The organism is Microbulbifer sp. YPW1 (assembly GCF_013367775.1).
Lineage (GTDB): Bacteria > Pseudomonadota > Gammaproteobacteria > Pseudomonadales > Cellvibrionaceae > Microbulbifer.
Window position 1 is genome coordinate 3,374,496 of record NZ_CP055157.1, and the last position, 16,481, is coordinate 3,390,976.

Genomic DNA, 16,481 nt, shown 5'->3' on the forward strand with positions numbered 1-16,481 from the left:
ATGAACCACTTCACTGCAACTGCCGTCCGTATTTCCTGCATGCTGGGCATGGTACTGGGCGCAGGTTGCCAGCCAGAGCCTTGGGATCAACACGACCCCGAAGCCTATATAGAACGCGTACTCGAGCAGGAGCAGGTGCCCGGTGCTGCAGTGGCGATCTGGCACAAGGGCGAACCTGTGCTGCTGCGTGGATTTGGTGTTACCAATGTGGATAGCCCGAAAGCGGTCGATGGGCAGACCCTGTTCAAGCTGGCGTCCACCACCAAAGCGTTTACCACTGCGGCTCTCGGGCTGTTGGTGGAAGAGGGCAAGCTGGAGTGGGAAGGGCGTGTGGTCGACTACCTCCCACAATTTCGTCTCGGAGATTCCTGGATCAGCAATGAATTTCGTGTGGTGGATCTGCTGACCCATCGTTCCGGTTTGGGCCCCGGGGCCGGCGATCTGATGCTGTGGCCGCAACCCAATGCTTACACGCGCGCTGACGTGATGAATGGATTGGCGCACCTCCCCGTTACCCGCGGTTTTCGCGCCGACTACGCCTATGACAACTTGCTGTATATCGTGGCCGGTGAACTGATCGCAGAAATTTCCGGCATGTCCTATGAGGATTTTATTCAGCAGCGTCTGCTTGCTCCCTTGGGGCTGGAAAGTTGCTATGCCGGACCGGTGCCGGCCGATGCCCGCGACAATCTTGCCGATCCCCATCGACTGGAAGATATTGGCGTGGTGGTGGATACCCCCAACCTGGCCGGCTATGAACCTATTGTGCTGGCGGCGGCTGGCGGTATGCACTGCAGCGCCGGCGATATGCTGACCTGGCTGCGGGTCTTGTTGAATGGTGGTGAACTGGAAAGTGGCGAGCGTCTATTCACGGAGCAAACCCGTGATCGCTTGTGGCGCCCGGAAACCCTGATGCCGTTTTCCAGCCAGCGCGCGGAGCGTGATGGAGGGCATTTCTATGCTTATGCCCTGGGGTGGCGAGTGCAGGACATGCACGGAAAAAAAGTGATCCATCACACCGGTTCCCTGTCCGGCATGTACGCCTGGGCGGCCATGGTGCCGGAAGAGGATCTGGCAATAGTCGTGCTGATGAACCGCAGCGCGGGCGCTGCGCGCCAGGCGTTGATTTATGGCCTGCTGAAGCCCTATCTGGGGGCGCCTGAGCGGGATTGGCTGGCCTATTTTCAGGACCTTTACGGCACCCCCGCAGAGGCAGTGGAACCGGAAGAACTGGTCGCGCCTGTTGGGTATACCTCGGTCGCAAAGGAAGAGCTGGCCGGACTCTATCGGGACCCGTGGTTTGGGGATGTCGGTATCACTCAGGAAAACGGAAAGCTGCGCTGGCGTGCACTCAAATCGCCCCGGCTGACCGGGACACTGACGGCCGCCAGTGACGGCGTCTGGGCGCTGCACTGGGACGACCGCAGTCTGAATGCGGATGCATGGATGATTGCTGACCGCAGCGAAGCCGGCGTTTTACTGCTTACCATGCAAGCGAAGTCGCGCGGTACCGATTTCAGTTACGATTTTCACGATCTGCGCTTTGAAAAGGTGGCCGAGGCCGTACAGGTAGAGACTGCCCGCAGCCATTAGTGCGACAACAGTGTTCGAAAACAATAAATTAATCAGTTTCAGGAGTCTGTCATGCGGCGGCGTACTTTAATTCAATCCCTGATGTCAGCTCCCCTGTTAGGGGCAGCAGCAAGTGTTGCCAGTGGCGCCCAAGCCTTGGAATCCTCTGGCTACAGCGGCGGAGATACTGACCTGCTGCGCCCGAAGCGATTAAAAAAAGGTATGACGGTAGGCCTGGTGACCCCGGCCAGTAATGCCTGGGAAGACGAAGATATCCGTTTTGCCGGTGATGTAGTGCGCTCGCTGGGCTTTGAAGTCAAAGAGGGCCGGCACCTGTATCGCCGCACTCAGTACCTGGCGGGTCCCGACTCTGCGCGGGCAGAGGATTTTAACAGCATGTTTGCCGACCCGGACGTGGATGCGGTTTTCTGCCTGCGCGGTGGTTATGGCACGCCGCGTATCCTGCCAATGCTCGACTACCAGTTGATACGCAATAATCCGAAAGTTTTGCTCGGCTACAGCGATATTACGGCGTTGCTGAATGCCATCTACCACCGAAGTGGTGTGGTTACTTTTCACGGCCCGATCGCCGCCCAGAACTTTACCGATTACACCCTGGCCGAGTACCAGAAAGTATTAGTGCACGGTGAACGCCCAGTACCACTGGGCGCTCCACCGCCCTTCGAGATTGCCCCGGGCCGGGTAGAGAAACGCAATCGAATTACCCGCTTTTCCGGCGGCCGCGCCCGCGGCCGTCTGATCGGCGGCAATCTGTCGCTGATGGCGAGCCTGGTGGGTACACCCTTTGAGCCGGATTATCGCGGTAAAATACTGTTTCTGGAGGACGTCGGCGAAGCCCCGTATCGTGTGGACCGTATGCTCACCCAGCTCTGGCTCGCCGGGAAATTGCAACAGGTTGCGGGGATAGTCTTTGGCAAGTTCACCGATGCGGAAACCAGCGGCAATACGTTCAGTATGGAGCACGTGCTGCGCGAACGTACGGCGGAACTCGGCGTGCCGGTAGTGCGTGGCTTGATGATAGGACATGTGGAAGACCAGACCACGGTGCCCGTGGGGGCGATGGCCGAACTGGATGGTGACGCTGGTACGCTGGTATTGCGGGATGCCGTAGTCAGCTAGTTGCGAAGGAAGCGCAAGTCTGTAAGGTGGCAGCTATCGGTTTCGGCGATAACTACCACCATTTCTCATCGGTGCCCAGCTGGTAGCATGTGGCAAATTGTGGATCACAAATCGCTGCCCGATCAAAAATATAACAATAGCAGTACTACTTATGACTGAACTCTCCTGGCTCACGCTTTTACCTCCTTTTATCGCCATTGGCCTGGCGCTGTTAACCCGCCAGGTTTACCTGGCGCTGTTCGCCGGTATCTGGTTAGGGTTCTTTCTGCTGAATCACGATGGTTTTTTTGCCTCCCTGGCGCAGGCGCTGGATGGTGTGTTAGCGGTTCTGGCCAATCCCGGTGATGCGCGGGTAGTGATGTTCACCCTTGTGATCGGTGCATTCATCATCACATTGGAACGCTGTGGGGCGGTCAGCGGCTTTGTGCGATTCCTGGAGCGCAGCCGCTGGGTCACTAATGGCAAGCGGGCTCAGTGGATGGCATGGCTGGTCGGCATTGTCATCTTCATCGAGTCCAATATTACGGTGCTGGTGGCAGGTACCGTTTCGCGTCCGCTGTTTGATCGGTTCCGGATTGCCCGTGAGAAGCTCGCGTACATTATTGATTCCACGTCAGCGCCTGTGTGCATGTTGATTCCCCTGAACGCCTGGGGTGCGTTTAATCTCGGGCTTTTGGATGGGCTCGGTGTGGAGGACCCGTTAAAAGTTCTGCTGGCGAGTATCCCCTTAAACCTGTACGCGATTGCCGCTGTCGCGCTTACAGCCTACACGATCTCCCGTGATTACAATCCGGGACCGATGGCTCAGGTGCAGGCCCGTACCAGCGGCGGTGAACTGGACGGCATCGATATCAGTGCGAGTACTGGTGAGAAGAGCCATATCAAACCCCGTGCGATGAATATGTTGTTGCCGGTCATGGTATTGATTCTCGCGATGCCGCTAAGCCTGTGGATCACCGGTGATGGCAAGATTTTTGAGGGCTCTGGCTCCACATCCGTACTCTGGGCATCGCTTGCAGCACTCACCACTGTGTCTGTGATGGTGATTGTGCAGCGCAGCATGTCGCTGGATGAACTCAGCCATACCTGGATGGAGGGCGCCGGGCGCATGTTGCCGCTGGCGATCATTCTGGTGCTGGCACTTGCGCTCGGCGCTATCTCCAAGACCCTCGGCACCGGGCAGTATGTCGCGGGGCTAGTGGGGGATTCGATTCCCCTGGCGTTGCTGCCGGTAGTCATTTTCCTGGTGTCCGGGGTAATTGCGTTTTCCGTGGGTTCCAGCTGGGGGACTTTCTCCATTATGTTGCCCATCGCCATTCCCGTGGCTAGTGCGCTGGGTGCGGAACCCGCTTTGTTCGTCGCCGCGGTGTTGTCTGGTGGCATCTTTGGCGATCACAGTTCGCCGATTTCCGATACCACCATCGTGTCATCGCTGGCGGCCGGTACTGAGCATATCGAACACGTACGCACGCAGATACCTTATGCGCTGCGTGCTGGTGTGGTGAGCGCATTCGGGTTTATCGCGCTCGGTTATCTGATGCTGTAAAGCGAAACAGGAAGTATTTTGAGTGAGAAACAAGGGTTGCAACCAGGGTAAAACGACATGAAGAAGAGCCCTTGTGAAATAGTGCTGTTTACGGATGACAAGGAATTTGCCGCGCGCTGGATAGACGAATTGACACCGCTCGCCGAGCACGATTCGGACGCACCCATTGCACTGGTATTCACACGCACTAGCGAGGAAGGGCTGGATTCAGCGCTCGCACGCGGCGCTGTGCAAATTCTGGTGGTGGATGATAAGGGGCTCGGCGAAGCCGATCTAAAGGCTACCCTGGCACGGGTGCACGCGCAGCGGGCGGAGATTGATCGTGTACTACTGACCGGTGCCGACGAAGCCTCAGGCGCTGGCTTTGAATGTGTGATTTCCCGGGCTGAATCCAATTACGGTGTTGTGTATCGTACCTTGCGCCGAATTTTGCTGGAGCGCATCGCAACCCCTTTTGCCGATGCATTGCGTGAGTATGTGTATGCGGCGCGAGATTCCTGGCACACTCCCGGGCATTCCAGTGGCGATAGCCTCAGTACCAGCCCCTGGATTGCCGATTTCTATCGCTTTATGGGCGAGCATATCTTCAATACCGACCTGTCCGTGAGCGTGAAAATGCTGGACTCCTTGATGGATCCCATCAGTGTGATTCGTCAGGCCCAGCAGCTTACAGCCAAGGCTTTTGGTGCGCACCAGAGTTACTTTGTTACCAACGGCACCTCCACTTCGAACAAGATCGTCCTGCAGCACCTCCTGCGCCACGGCGACCGTGTCATCGTGGATCGCAATTGCCACAAGTCCGTGCATCACGCGATGATCATGAGTGGTGCGCTGCCCGTCTACCTGGAGTCTGCGGTCAATCAGCATTATGGCGTTTACGGCCCGGTGCCACAGCGTGAAATTTTCAGTGCGATTGACGCCAACCCCGGTGCTCGTCTGCTGGTCCTTACATCATGTACCTATGATGGACTGCGCTACGATCTGCGCCCGATTATCGAATACGCCCACGCGGCGGGCCTGTTTGTCCTGATTGATGAAGCCTGGTATGCCCATGGTCGGTTTCACCCGGCCCTGCGCCCGACGGCGCTGGAGTGTGGGGCCGATTTTGTTACCCAGTCTACGCACAAGATGCTCTCGGCATTTTCTCAGGCGAGCATGATTCATGTGGGAAATTTCGAGTGGCAATTATCGCGGGATGGAGAGGAACGGGAAGAATTTGACGCGGCCGGATTCCGCGAAGATATCAATATGCACACTTCTACCAGCCCGCAGTACGGCATGATTGCCAGCCTGGATGTGGCCCGCAAGCAGATGAGTATTGAGGGCTACCAGGTACTGGATCGCACCCTGGGATTTGCCGAAGAAATACGCCAGTTTGTCGATCAGAATACGGTTTTCCGCAGCCTCGACGCGGAAGATCTCTGTGGCCCCAGACTGGCAAAAGACGGCATTCGTCTCGACCCGACCAAAGTCACCATTGATGTGGGCCAATCGGGTCTCAGCGCACCGGACGCACAGGCAGCTTTATTTACCGAATTCGGCATTCAGGTCGAGAAGAACACCCACAACACGCTGTCTTTTCTGGTCACTATCGGCACCACGGAGAGTAAGGTGCTGCGTTTGAAGCAAGCCTTGCGCCAGTTATCGGACGACGCTTGCAAAGCAGGGGGGCGCAGAGTTTCTGCCGCGGGTAACGATGAAGCTCCAGTTCGCGGACAGACCCTGCCCGAGCTCAGTGAGATCGTTGCCCTGCCGCGCACCGCGTATTTTGCCCGAGGGGAGAAACTTGCCTGGGAAGGCGGTGGCCGCGCTGCGCTGATTGGTCGTGTCGCTTGCGACGAGGTGGTTCCATATCCCCCGGGTATCCCTCTACTGGTGCCCGGCCAGGAGGTTACCGCAGAAATTCTCGATGCGATCATCGCTTTCACCAGTGAACGCGCGGACCTGGAAATGCATGGCCTGCGCCGTATCGATGGATCTCCGGCCCTGCGTGTGTTGACCGCGCGAGAAGCCGCTTTGGCGACGGTGGAATATCAGCAACTATGCACATTGAACGATGCCCGGTCGCCAGCTGCAGGGACATCGCGGGAGGCAGTATGAGGAAGGTTTGGAAGCAGGGGGGGCTTATCGCCCTGGCCGCCATACTGGTCATTGGTGGTGTCACGCTCAGCACGTTTTATTCACAGGGCGAAAGTCGCCGGGCGGAGACGGCCAGTGTAACCACTTCGACCAATCCGGGGTTTGTGGCGGTACGCGGTGGCAATATCAAGGTCGCCATGCGCTACGCGACGACAAATAATCTGGTGGGAGAGCCGCTGGATGGGTACCGGGATAACCTGTGTCTGTTGGCACCCGCAGCCGCCCACGCGCTGGAAAAAGTGGCTCACCGGCTGGCAGAAGAAGGGCTGGGTCTCGAACTGTTCGACTGCTACCGCCCGCAGCAGGCCGTCAATCACTTTGTACGCTGGGCCGCCGCGCCGGAAGATCACAGCACCAAAGCGGATTTCTATCCACGGGAGAAAAAATCCGAGATGTTCGAGCGGGGCTATATCGCTGAACGCTCCGGGCATAGCCGCGGTGCCACTGTGGATTTGACCCTCTACCGTATCGATACCGGCGAGGCGCTGGAGATGGGGACCGGGTTCGATTTTATGGATGAACGTTCGGCGACGGAATATCCGTTGAAGGATGCCACCGCACGCGCGAATCGGCTGCACCTGCGCGAGGTCATGGGGGCGGCGGGGTTTGTCAACTATACCCAGGAGTGGTGGCACTACACCTACAAGCCCGAGCCTTATCCCGACACCTATTTTGATGTGCCGGTGGCTCACGCCTCGCTGGAGGATGGCGATACCGGTGCTTCGGCGTTGCGCACCGGCGCAGAGCAAGCCGACCTCTACCTGCCCCTGCTGCGCGATCAGAAAGTGGGGCTGGTGGTAAACCAGACTTCTCGGGTGGGCGAGTCGCACCTGATTGATTTTCTACGCCAGCGTCAGGTCGGCTTGCAGAAAATTTTCGCACTGGAACACGGTGTGCGCGGCAATGTGGAAAACGGTGGCAAGGTAGATGATGGTATCGACGGCCCGAGTGGATTGCCTATCGTCTCCCTCTATGGTGGCAATTACGCACCCAGCGAGGAGAACCTGACGGAGCTGGATTGGCTGGTATTTGATATCCAGGACGTGGGTGTACGCTTTTACACCTACATCAGCTCATTGCACTACCTGATGCAGGCCTGCGCTGATCATCAGGTTCCGCTGATGGTACTGGACCGGCCTAATCCGAATGGGGACTACATCGATGGTCCCCTGCTGGAAAAACCTTTTCAGAGTTTTGTGGGCATGCACCCCATCCCGCTGATACACGGCATGACCGTGGGTGAACTGGCGCAAATGATCAATGGGGAGGGCTGGCTGGATGGCGGTGCGCAATGTGCGCTGACGGTGATTCCGGTGGCGAACTACCGCAAGAGCATGGCTTACAGCCTGCCGGTGCGTCCATCGCCGAATCTGCCCAATGATTTGTCCATCCGCTTGTACCCCTCTCTGGGGCTCTTCGAGGGCACTACGGTGAGTGTGGGACGCGGAACTGAATTTCCGTTCCAGGTGCTGGGTCATCCGGGTGATCATCAGGGCACCTTTACATTTACCCCGATACCTGTTGCCGGTGCCAGCGAGAATCCCAAACATAAGGGGATCCTGTTGACGGGAGATGATTTACGCAATGCGGATTCCCGTGTGCGCTTTTCGCTGCAACCGTTGCTCTCCTGGTCCCGGCGCACGGGAGAGTCTCCCGAAGCATTTTTCTCTCGCGCCAGTTTTTTTGACAAGCTCGCCGGCACAGACCAGCTGCGCAAGGCCGTCATGGACGGTACCAGTGCTAAACAGATTCGTGCCTCCTGGCAGGCGGATCTCGCTGCCTTTCGCAAACAGCGGCAGTCTTACCTGCTGTATCCGGAGCAATGACTGTGCAGCGGCACATTGACGATATTTTGCAGCAGTTACCCAGCGGTCGCCTGATGTCCGTTGACCTGCTGCGGGGGCTGGCCATTGCCGCCATGGTTCTGGTCAATAACCCGGGCAGCTGGTCCTACGTCTATGCGCCTATGGCCCATGCGGAATGGCATGGGTGGACACCGACCGATGTAATTTTCCCTCTGTTCCTGTTCGTAGTCGGATTGTCTATGGTGCTTTCCTGCGGTCGCAGCAGGTCATTCCCTGCGGTTGGTTGGGCGCAGTGGAGCAGGGCACTCAAGCTGTTTGCTCTGGGGCTGTTCCTGGCGGTGTTTTTCTACAATTTCCGCGATGACTCATACAGCTGGGTACAGGATCGGTTGGAGGGTATCCGTTGGATGGGGGTATTGCAGCGCATCGCACTGGTTTACATTGTTTGCTGTTACCTGGTGCGCTGGCTTTCGACGTCAGGCCTGATTGTCGCGACAGTTCTCTGCAGTCTGCTGCCGTGGCTAATGATGCTGTTTTTGCCCTACCAGAATGCCGCCGGAGAAACCTTTCAGGGGCAACTGGCATTCGGCAATCATTTTTCTGCCTGGCTGGACCAGTGGCTTCTCGGAGCTGAGCATGTGTATTACCGCAGTGCCGAGCCTTTCCCGTTTGATCCCGAGGGTGTGCTGACCACCTTTGCAGCAGCTTCCACCTGTCTGCTGGGGGTGCTGGCTGGCCTTGCCTGGAAGCAAACGGGAGTGGACAGCGCATCGCAGCTGCGACTGTGTCGAGTCTGGGGACTTGGCGGCGCCGCTATGCTGATAGTGGGGCAGTTATTGAATCCGCTTGTGCCTATCAACAAGGCACTCTGGTCGCCGAGCTTTGTGCTGGTAACTGCCGGTGTGTCCACACTACTGCTGTCCGGGCTCTATTATCTGGTGGATATCCGCGAACGCCGTCGCGCGCTGGCGCCACTGCTGGTGTTCGGTGTCAATGCCATTGCCCTGTTTATGCTCGCGGGTGTGATGGGGCGGTTGTTGATCATGTTACCGGTGGGGGATACCACACTAAAAGGCTGGCTGTTCCATACTGTGTTCCAGCCATTATTTGGTAGCTACGGCGGTTCGCTGGCATTTGCAGTGTCCAATCTGGCGCTATTTTATCTGGTGATGTGGCAGATGTACCGTCGCCGTATTATCTGGAAAGTGTGAGCGGCGATGTTTCGGTGCTGTAGTTCGCTCTTTGGTTGACTCTTTGGTTGGGATGAATCGTGTGACCCGGGGTATGGATTCCAGTACGCAGGCATTTCTCGCTGCACTCCGCAGGGTGTTTCCCGGCGAACGCTTGCTGTATGGGCGCGAAAATACGTCGCCCTTTGAATGCGACGCGCTTCCGGTCTACTGTCAGGAGCCACTGGCGGTCGCCCTCGCACACAGCGAGCAGGATGTGGTGGCGGCGGTTCGTCTGTGCCATGAATTTTCTGTACCGCTGGTCTCCCGCGGTGCCGGCACCGGCCTGTCCGCAGGGGCCAAACCCATCTCGCAGGGCTTGCTTCTGGTCACCGCACCTATGAATCGAATTCTGGACCTGGACCCTCAGGCGATGACGGCACGTGTGCAGCCCGGTGTGATTAATCAACAAATCTCCACGGTGGCGGCGCCTCACGGACTTTACTATGCGCCGGATCCATCTTCCCAGATCGCCTGTTCCATTGGCGGTAATGTCGCAGAAAATGCTGGCGGTGTGCATTGCCTGAAGTACGGTGTCACGGTCCAGAACGTTCTTTCCGTGCGCGTGGTATCCGCAGCCGCCGGCAACGTGGGTGAGGTAATGACCCTCGGCGGCGATTGCCTCAGCCAGCCGGGGTACGATTTGCTGGCACTGGTGCACGGTAGTGAAGGCGGTCTGGGGGTTATCACCGAGGTCACCGTAAGGCTGACATCGGTACCGGAAAAAACACGTACCCTGATGGCGGATTTTGACAGTGTGCGCGCCGCCGCGGATGCGGTATCCGCCATCGTGCGGGCTGGTGTGATTCCCGCGGCACTGGAAATGATGGACAAGCTCGCCATCTCCGCCACCGAAGCATTTTGTCACGCCGGCTATAACCTGAAAGCGGCAGCGATACTGTTGATTGACCTGGATGGTCATCCCCTGGAGGTGGACGCGGAGCTTGCCGTGGTAGAGCAGGTGTTGAGTGCATCAGGGGCGGTGCAGGTGCAGTGCGCGGCAGACGCGTTGCAGAGAGCCCGGTGGTGGAAAGGGCGCAAGAGTGCCTTCCCGGCTATTGGCCGTCTGAGCCCGGATTACTACTGTATTGACGGCACGGTGCCTCGACACCGTATCGGCGAGGTGCTGGAAGCGACCGCGCGATTTGCCGAACAGTACGACCTTCAGGTTGCCAATGTGTTCCACGCAGGGGATGGCAATCTGCACCCGATCATCATGTTCGATGGCAGCGAGTCCGACGCCCTCGAGCGCACGGAAAAGCTGGCCGCGGACATTCTTGAATACTGCATTGCCGTAGGCGGCACCATCACCGGTGAACACGGTGTGGGTATCGAAAAAATCAACCAGATGGCGGTGCAATTCAGTGACGCCGAGCTGGAACAGTTTCGCGCGATCAAACGCGCATTGGATCCTTTCCAGCTTCTGAACCCTGACAAGCAGATTCCCACCCTGGCCCGGTGCCAGGAATATCGCGCGTTGAGGCAAGAGCGTGGCTGAAGTAATACACCCAGGTAATGATCAGGATTATTCCGAGGGCCTCGCGGCACAGGTGCGCGAATGCTATGTCGCAAACACGGAGCTTGAGACTGGTGCATCTTCTCGGCCACATCTGGTGGTGGGGGGCAACGGCAGCCGCGTCGCATTGGGATTACCTGGCGACGCCACCCTCGCGATTGGTATGCACCGGGGCGTCATCGACTACCAGCCCGAGGAGCTGACGCTGCGCGCCCGCGCCGGCACGCCCCTGAGCGAACTGGAAGCGTTACTGGCGCACAATAACCAGAGCTTCGCCGCGGAAATCCCGCAACCTTCCCCGCAAAGTACCCTGGGTGGCGCCATTGCTTCCGGTTGGGACGGGCCATCCCGCGCATTTGGTATGGCACTGCGCGACAGCCTGCTGGGATGCAGGCTGATCAACGGACGTGGTGAAATCGTCAACTTTGGCGGGCAGGTGATGAAGAATGTGGCGGGCTATGATCTGGCGCGCCTGCAAGTTGGCGCACTGGGCACCCTGGGGGCAATTCTCGATGTCACCTTGCGCCTGCAACCGCGCGCCGAACATACGGCTTCGATCTCCTTCGCGGTTGCGCCTGGTGATTTGGCCCAGTGGTGGCAGCGCACACGCAGTCTACGCCCGTTGCTGACCGGTACCTGTTATCAGGACGGGCGCCTGTACCTGCGCATCAGTGGGCGAACCATCGCGGTGCAGGAACTGCTTACGCAATTGGGTGGTGACGCCACAGACTTCGACTGGGCAGCGTTGACGAATTTTCAGCTGCCGTTTTTCTGCAGTGAGCGGCTCGCCTGTGTGCATTTGCCCCGGTACGCCCATTTGCCGGTGAATGCCGGCCAGGCGCTGGTCGAGTGGGAAGGCGCGCGGGTCTGGGTACGGGATGGTGATCATCATGCACTGGCCCGTGTCGCAGCTGACCGGGGTGGCTTCGTTCAGATAATGCGCGGGCCTTTGGTTCCCGCGCAGGCGGATGCTCCGGAGTGGCATTGCGCATTGCGCGACGCCCTCGACCCCAAGGGGCTGTTCAACCCGGTGCTGTTCCGTGCGCGGTTTTGCAGTAGCGACGAGGCGCCTGAGCGAGTGGCAAATGGAGCGGGGCACTAACCAATGCAGGTCAACCTGATCGAAGGGCTTCTGGAAGAATCTGAAAAGCAACGCGCGGAGCAGGTATTGAATGCCTGCGTGCACTGTGGGTTTTGCACCGCAACCTGTCCCACCTATCTACAGGATGGCAATGAACTGGACAGTCCGCGCGGGCGGATTTACCTGATCAAGGAGATGCTGGAACAGGGCACCGCCAGCGAGGCCACGCGCACCCATCTCGATCGTTGTGTCACCTGCCTCAGCTGTGAAACTACCTGTCCCTCCGGCGTCGAGTATCACAAGCTGGTGGCTATCGGCCGCAATACCAGTGAGCGTCTCGCCCCTCGCGGTCTCTGGCAGAAGACGCTGCGTTGGGGACTGCGCAACTTGCTGGTAACCCCGGTGCTGTTTTCCGGGTTAATGGGAATGGGGCGACAGTTTTCGGCACTGTTACCCGCGTCTATCAAGCGCGTTTATTTTCCTAGGCAAGAAAAAACAAATGTAATCACCAGCCCGGTACTGACCGCAAACACCGCGGTTCCTGCCCTTGATCCTGGCGCGGTACTAATCGTGCGCGGATGTGTGCAGCCTTCGCTGAGACCGCAAACCGACGCCGCGTTGGAAAAAATATTGCACCACTGTGGCGTACCGGCGTGTATCAGTGCAGTAGCCAGCTGCTGTGGTGCGGCCAGCTTTCATACCAGTGGTGAAGCGCAGGCGCGAGCACTGGCGCGGGCAAATATTGATTCCTGGTGGTCTGTTTACGAACGGCAGCGTTCGGAAAACGCACCATTGCGTGCGATTGTTTCTACGGCATCTGGCTGCGGTGTGCACCTGAAAGATTATCCCCATGTGCTCGCGGACGACGAAGAATACCGACAAAAGGCGCAGATGCTTGCGGGGTTAATGCGCGACCCTGTGGAGCTGCTGGAGTCGGTGTTTAATGAGTCCACGCCCGATTTTTTGGAAACACTGCGCGAACAACAGCTTGTGTTCCACTGTCCCTGTACTCTGCAGCACGGACAGGCGCTGCCCGGCCGGGTTGAGGCCCTTCTGCATAAACTGGGGTTGCAACTACCGGTAGTGGCCGATAGCCATTTGTGCTGTGGTTCCGCCGGTACCTACTCAATCCTGCAGCCAACAATGTCCCGGCGCTTGCGCAGGGAAAAACTGCACTCACTTCAGGCAAGTCGTCCTGAAACCATCATTACCGCCAATATCGGATGCCAGCTCCATTTGCAGGCGGGAACCAAAACTCCGGTGCGCCACTGGCTCGAAATTCTGGCGGACAAGCTGCCCCCTTCCTGAGTATTGCGTCACGTTTGTTCCATGAATAACCGAAACCTTCGGACTTTCTCGTACCTTTATAGCTCTGACCGATAGCTGCTAACTGGTCGGATTCTCTGGTGGAGGGTGTGATGAGTCTGTGATGCGTTTTTCTCTTCTGAAATTTTTAAGAGTGCATTACCCCGTCTAACAATAATGTTTAACAGGTAATCACATGTCCTTGCGAAAATTACTGTTGCTTCCTGTACTGGCCTTGGGGTCCATGCAGGTGGCGGCGTTGTGTCCCGATGGAAGCAGTTTTGATACAGAACTCGATTTCTGCGCCAACGAGGTTGATGTTTTCGGCCCGTTTACCAACCAGATGGTCGATGGCTGTATCAACTACGGTGGTGGCAGTGCCTGCACCAATACCTATACCTACCCGGTACAGGGTAACAATATTCAGGTACTGCGCTGGTCCAGAAGCTTTGCGCAGAATTTGCGTGGCACGGGTAGCTGCCCGGTAGGTTCGGTTCGCTCCGCAACCTACGGAAACCACTGTTTTGAACAGGTCTCTGGTGCAGAAAACAATGTCTATGGGAACTTTTCCCAGACCGAAGTCAGTACCTGCCAGAGCCTGAATGGCGGTACTGCCTGCTTTACGAATCGCTGGTCGGCGAACTTTTATCTGTCTGTAAAAGAGGCGATGGATCAGCAGCCCCCGGGTTTACTCACCAATAAGTTTGGTGCCTGGCTCTGGTATATCGATGAACAGGGTTTAAATCGCACCCATACGCAACTGGCAGACGAACTGGCTGCGCTGGGTGTAAAGCGTATCTTCATCAAAATCGCCGACGGTACACAGAACTGCAATCTGTTTGCGGACGCCTGTTCTTCGGTTACGACGGGGATATACAAGAGCAGGGGGATAGAGCCCTGGGCCTGGGCTTACAACTATCCGAACAATTACACCACACAGGCAGATGCCCTGTACTACGCGGCACAGTATGGATATGTCGGTTTTGTTTCCGATGTGGAAGTGGAGTTCAACAATACCACCACGGCTTTGCACAACCTGTTCCAGGCCTTCACCAGTGCACGCACCGATGCTCAGAACGCGGGGCATGCGGATAGTAGTTTTGCCCTCGGTGCCACAACCTGGGGCAACCCGGCAGACCAGGGTATGGACGTGGGAATAATTGATCAGTACGTGGACTTCCATATGCCGCAAACCTATGTGGAAGTCTGGGGTGCAAGCTATATGGCGGACCCGGCGTACTGGATTGAAGTCGGGGATTGCGAATATCGTCAGCTGGGCGCGCAGAAGCCTATCTGGCATATTGTTTCCACCGAATATGATCAGATCACGCCAGCGCAGATTGAGGCGTTCATGTCCGCCGCTGGTCCCAATACCAGTATCTGGCGAGTTCCCGGTGGTTCAGTGCCGCAGACTGTGTGGAATGATTGGGGAAATATCGACTGGGAGCGGACAAACTTCACACCCGGTAATTGCAGTGCGGGCAACAATACGCTCACGGACCGGTTAGATGGAGCCGGTAATCCACCACCACCGCCGCAACAACCATCTGTACCGTACTGGAGTCAGCTGGACAATTACTACGATCCATACGGCACCTGTTCGGTTACGTCACTGGCGATGATTACCGATTATTTCGGTATTACCGATCCAGGCGACAATGGTCGGTCACCGGACTATATCTACGAGCGTTTTGATGGTGTTCTGCAAACCGTATCGGCGCTGAAAAGTGGGTTCAATACCCTGGCGCAGGAAGCGGGCAGCCCGATTCGTAATGTGGGTAAGGAAAATGGCACCATCGCAGAATTGCGTGCGCTCGCTTCGCAGGGTGTTCCCACAATTATCCATGGCTGGTTTACCCAGCCTGGCCACATCATGGTGGTTACCGGCTTTGATGGTGAGTACTACACCGTGAATGATCCGTTTGGGCAGTGGAACCTGCAGAAATGGGGAAGCTACGATACCAGCGTCTCCGGGGAGGGGCAGCGCTATCCGAAAGATGCGTTTGAGTATGCGATCAACGACAATGGCACCGGTGATGACCTGTGGATTCACATATTCGAATAGACTGAGGCTGTAGTTGCACGAAGTGCTATGAAAGCCGGCGCAGTGAGCGCTGGCTTTCATACCGATTGAACTCAGGCCACGGGTTCTTCTGTATTCCGCACGTGATCAATCTTTTGTTCCTGGTCTGCCGCATTTATTTCCCGCAGCGCCCGGCGCAGAAAACCGTCGGATTTTTTCAGGGCGCGTTCGGCATCGTGACGGTTCAGGCCGCTCAGTATCATCATGATGGCCAACTTGGCATTGTGTTCACAATCCTCAAGTACACGATCTGCCTCCGCCAGTTCCACACCGGTGGCTTCCATCACGATGCGGCGGGTACGACTCACCAGTTTTTCATTGGTTGCTTTTACATCCACCATCAAATTGTAGAAACTTTTGCCGATCCGAATCATGCTCGCGGTGGTTAGCATATTGAGTACCAGCTTCTGCGCGGTACCCGCTTTCATCCGTGTGGAGCCGGTCAACACTTCGGGGCCGACTTCGGGAAGAATGGCAATGTCCGCTTCAGCGGCGATGGCTGCCGATTTATTGCAGGAAAGCGCCACGGTTGTACAGCCCAGGCTGCGCGCGTAACGCAACCCCCCGATAACATAAGGAGTGCGGCCGCTGGCAGCAATGCCGACGACCACGTCTTTTTCTGTGAGCTGAATATTGCGGAGATCTTCACCGCCCAGGGTAAAGCTGTCTTCCGCACCTTCCTGGGCGCGATATACCGCTTCGTCACCGCCGGCGATCAGCGCCACCACCATTTCTTCACTGACGCCGTAAGTCGGCGGACACTCTACCGCGTCCAGAATACCCAGTCGTCCACTGGTGCCTGCTCCCATGTATACGAGTCGGGCACCGCTTTTGAAGGCTTCGGCGATGGCATCGACGGCCCGCGCTATCTGCGGTATTTCCCGATGTACTGCTGCGGGCACTTCCCTGTCTGCGGCGTTGATTTTTTCAAGAATCTGCTCGCTGGGCAAAAGGTCTATATCCAGTGTATCCGCGTTGCGGGCCTCGCTGGCGAGTGTGGCCAGTTCATTGATCAGTTGCGTGTTCATTCTTTTTTGTTCCTTGATGCTCCAGGGTTGGCTCGCG

11 protein-coding genes and 2 pseudogenes are annotated in these 16,481 nt (G+C 57.3%); 12 read left to right on the top strand and 1 reads right to left on the bottom strand.

Features of this window, described 5'->3' with window-relative positions:
- The 12 genes and pseudogenes from HUW35_RS13695 to HUW35_RS13740 all read left to right on the top strand — a co-directional run bounded on the left by HUW35_RS13695 (position 1) and on the right by HUW35_RS13740 (position 15,398).
- Entirely contained in the window at positions 1 to 1,593 is a 1,593-nt protein-coding gene (locus HUW35_RS13695; RefSeq protein WP_181252830.1) for a serine hydrolase, read from the top strand.
- 201 nt (positions 1,594 to 1,794) lie between these two features.
- Positions 1,795 to 2,712: an LD-carboxypeptidase gene (locus tag HUW35_RS13700; RefSeq protein ID WP_255463306.1), complete on the top strand. Its 918-nt coding sequence runs from the start codon at positions 1,795 to 1,797 to the stop codon at positions 2,710 to 2,712.
- 151 nt (positions 2,713 to 2,863) lie between these two features.
- Positions 2,864 to 4,258, top strand: coding sequence for a Na+/H+ antiporter NhaC family protein (locus tag HUW35_RS13705; protein ID WP_181252832.1), 1,395 nt, complete (start codon positions 2,864 to 2,866; stop codon positions 4,256 to 4,258).
- A 57-nt stretch (positions 4,259 to 4,315) separates the two neighbouring features.
- Positions 4,316 to 6,358: an aminotransferase class I/II-fold pyridoxal phosphate-dependent enzyme gene (locus HUW35_RS13710; protein ID WP_181252833.1), complete on the top strand. Its 2,043-nt coding sequence runs from the start codon at positions 4,316 to 4,318 to the stop codon at positions 6,356 to 6,358.
- A 143-nt stretch (positions 6,359 to 6,501) separates the two neighbouring features.
- Positions 6,502 to 7,086: pseudogene (locus tag HUW35_RS19000) on the top strand (M15 family metallopeptidase); the annotation flags it as partial.
- A 108-nt stretch (positions 7,087 to 7,194) separates the two neighbouring features.
- A pseudogene (locus tag HUW35_RS19005) lies at positions 7,195 to 7,764 on the top strand (exo-beta-N-acetylmuramidase NamZ domain-containing protein); the annotation flags it as partial.
- Positions 7,750 to 8,223, top strand: coding sequence for a hypothetical protein (locus HUW35_RS19010; protein WP_370464621.1), 474 nt, complete (start codon positions 7,750 to 7,752; stop codon positions 8,221 to 8,223). The pseudogene HUW35_RS19005 and the gene HUW35_RS19010, both read left to right, overlap by 15 nt.
- A gap of 2 nt (positions 8,224 to 8,225) precedes the next feature.
- Positions 8,226 to 9,413, top strand: a complete 1,188-nt coding sequence (locus tag HUW35_RS13720; protein WP_219932573.1) for a heparan-alpha-glucosaminide N-acetyltransferase domain-containing protein — start codon at positions 8,226 to 8,228, stop codon at positions 9,411 to 9,413.
- 73 nt (positions 9,414 to 9,486) lie between these two features.
- Entirely contained in the window at positions 9,487 to 10,929 is a 1,443-nt protein-coding gene (locus tag HUW35_RS13725) for an FAD-linked oxidase C-terminal domain-containing protein (protein WP_255463308.1), read from the top strand.
- Positions 10,922 to 12,049 (top strand): FAD-binding protein, encoded by a 1,128-nt coding sequence (locus tag HUW35_RS13730; RefSeq protein ID WP_181252836.1) that lies wholly within the window; start codon positions 10,922 to 10,924, stop codon positions 12,047 to 12,049. The genes HUW35_RS13725 and HUW35_RS13730 overlap by 8 nt, the downstream gene beginning before the upstream one ends.
- Before the next feature lie 3 nt (positions 12,050 to 12,052).
- A complete protein-coding gene (gene glcF / locus HUW35_RS13735; protein WP_181252837.1) occupies positions 12,053 to 13,336 on the top strand; it encodes a glycolate oxidase subunit GlcF in 1,284 nt (427 codons plus the stop codon).
- A gap of 193 nt (positions 13,337 to 13,529) precedes the next feature.
- Entirely contained in the window at positions 13,530 to 15,398 is a 1,869-nt protein-coding gene (locus tag HUW35_RS13740; RefSeq protein WP_181252838.1) for a C39 family peptidase, read from the top strand.
- A 71-nt stretch (positions 15,399 to 15,469) separates the two neighbouring features.
- Here HUW35_RS13740 and murQ read toward each other — a convergent pair whose 3' ends face one another.
- Positions 15,470 to 16,444, bottom strand: coding sequence for an N-acetylmuramic acid 6-phosphate etherase (gene murQ / locus HUW35_RS13745; RefSeq protein ID WP_181252839.1), 975 nt, complete (start codon positions 16,442 to 16,444; stop codon positions 15,470 to 15,472).
- Positions 16,445 to 16,481: the final 37 nt, after the last annotated feature.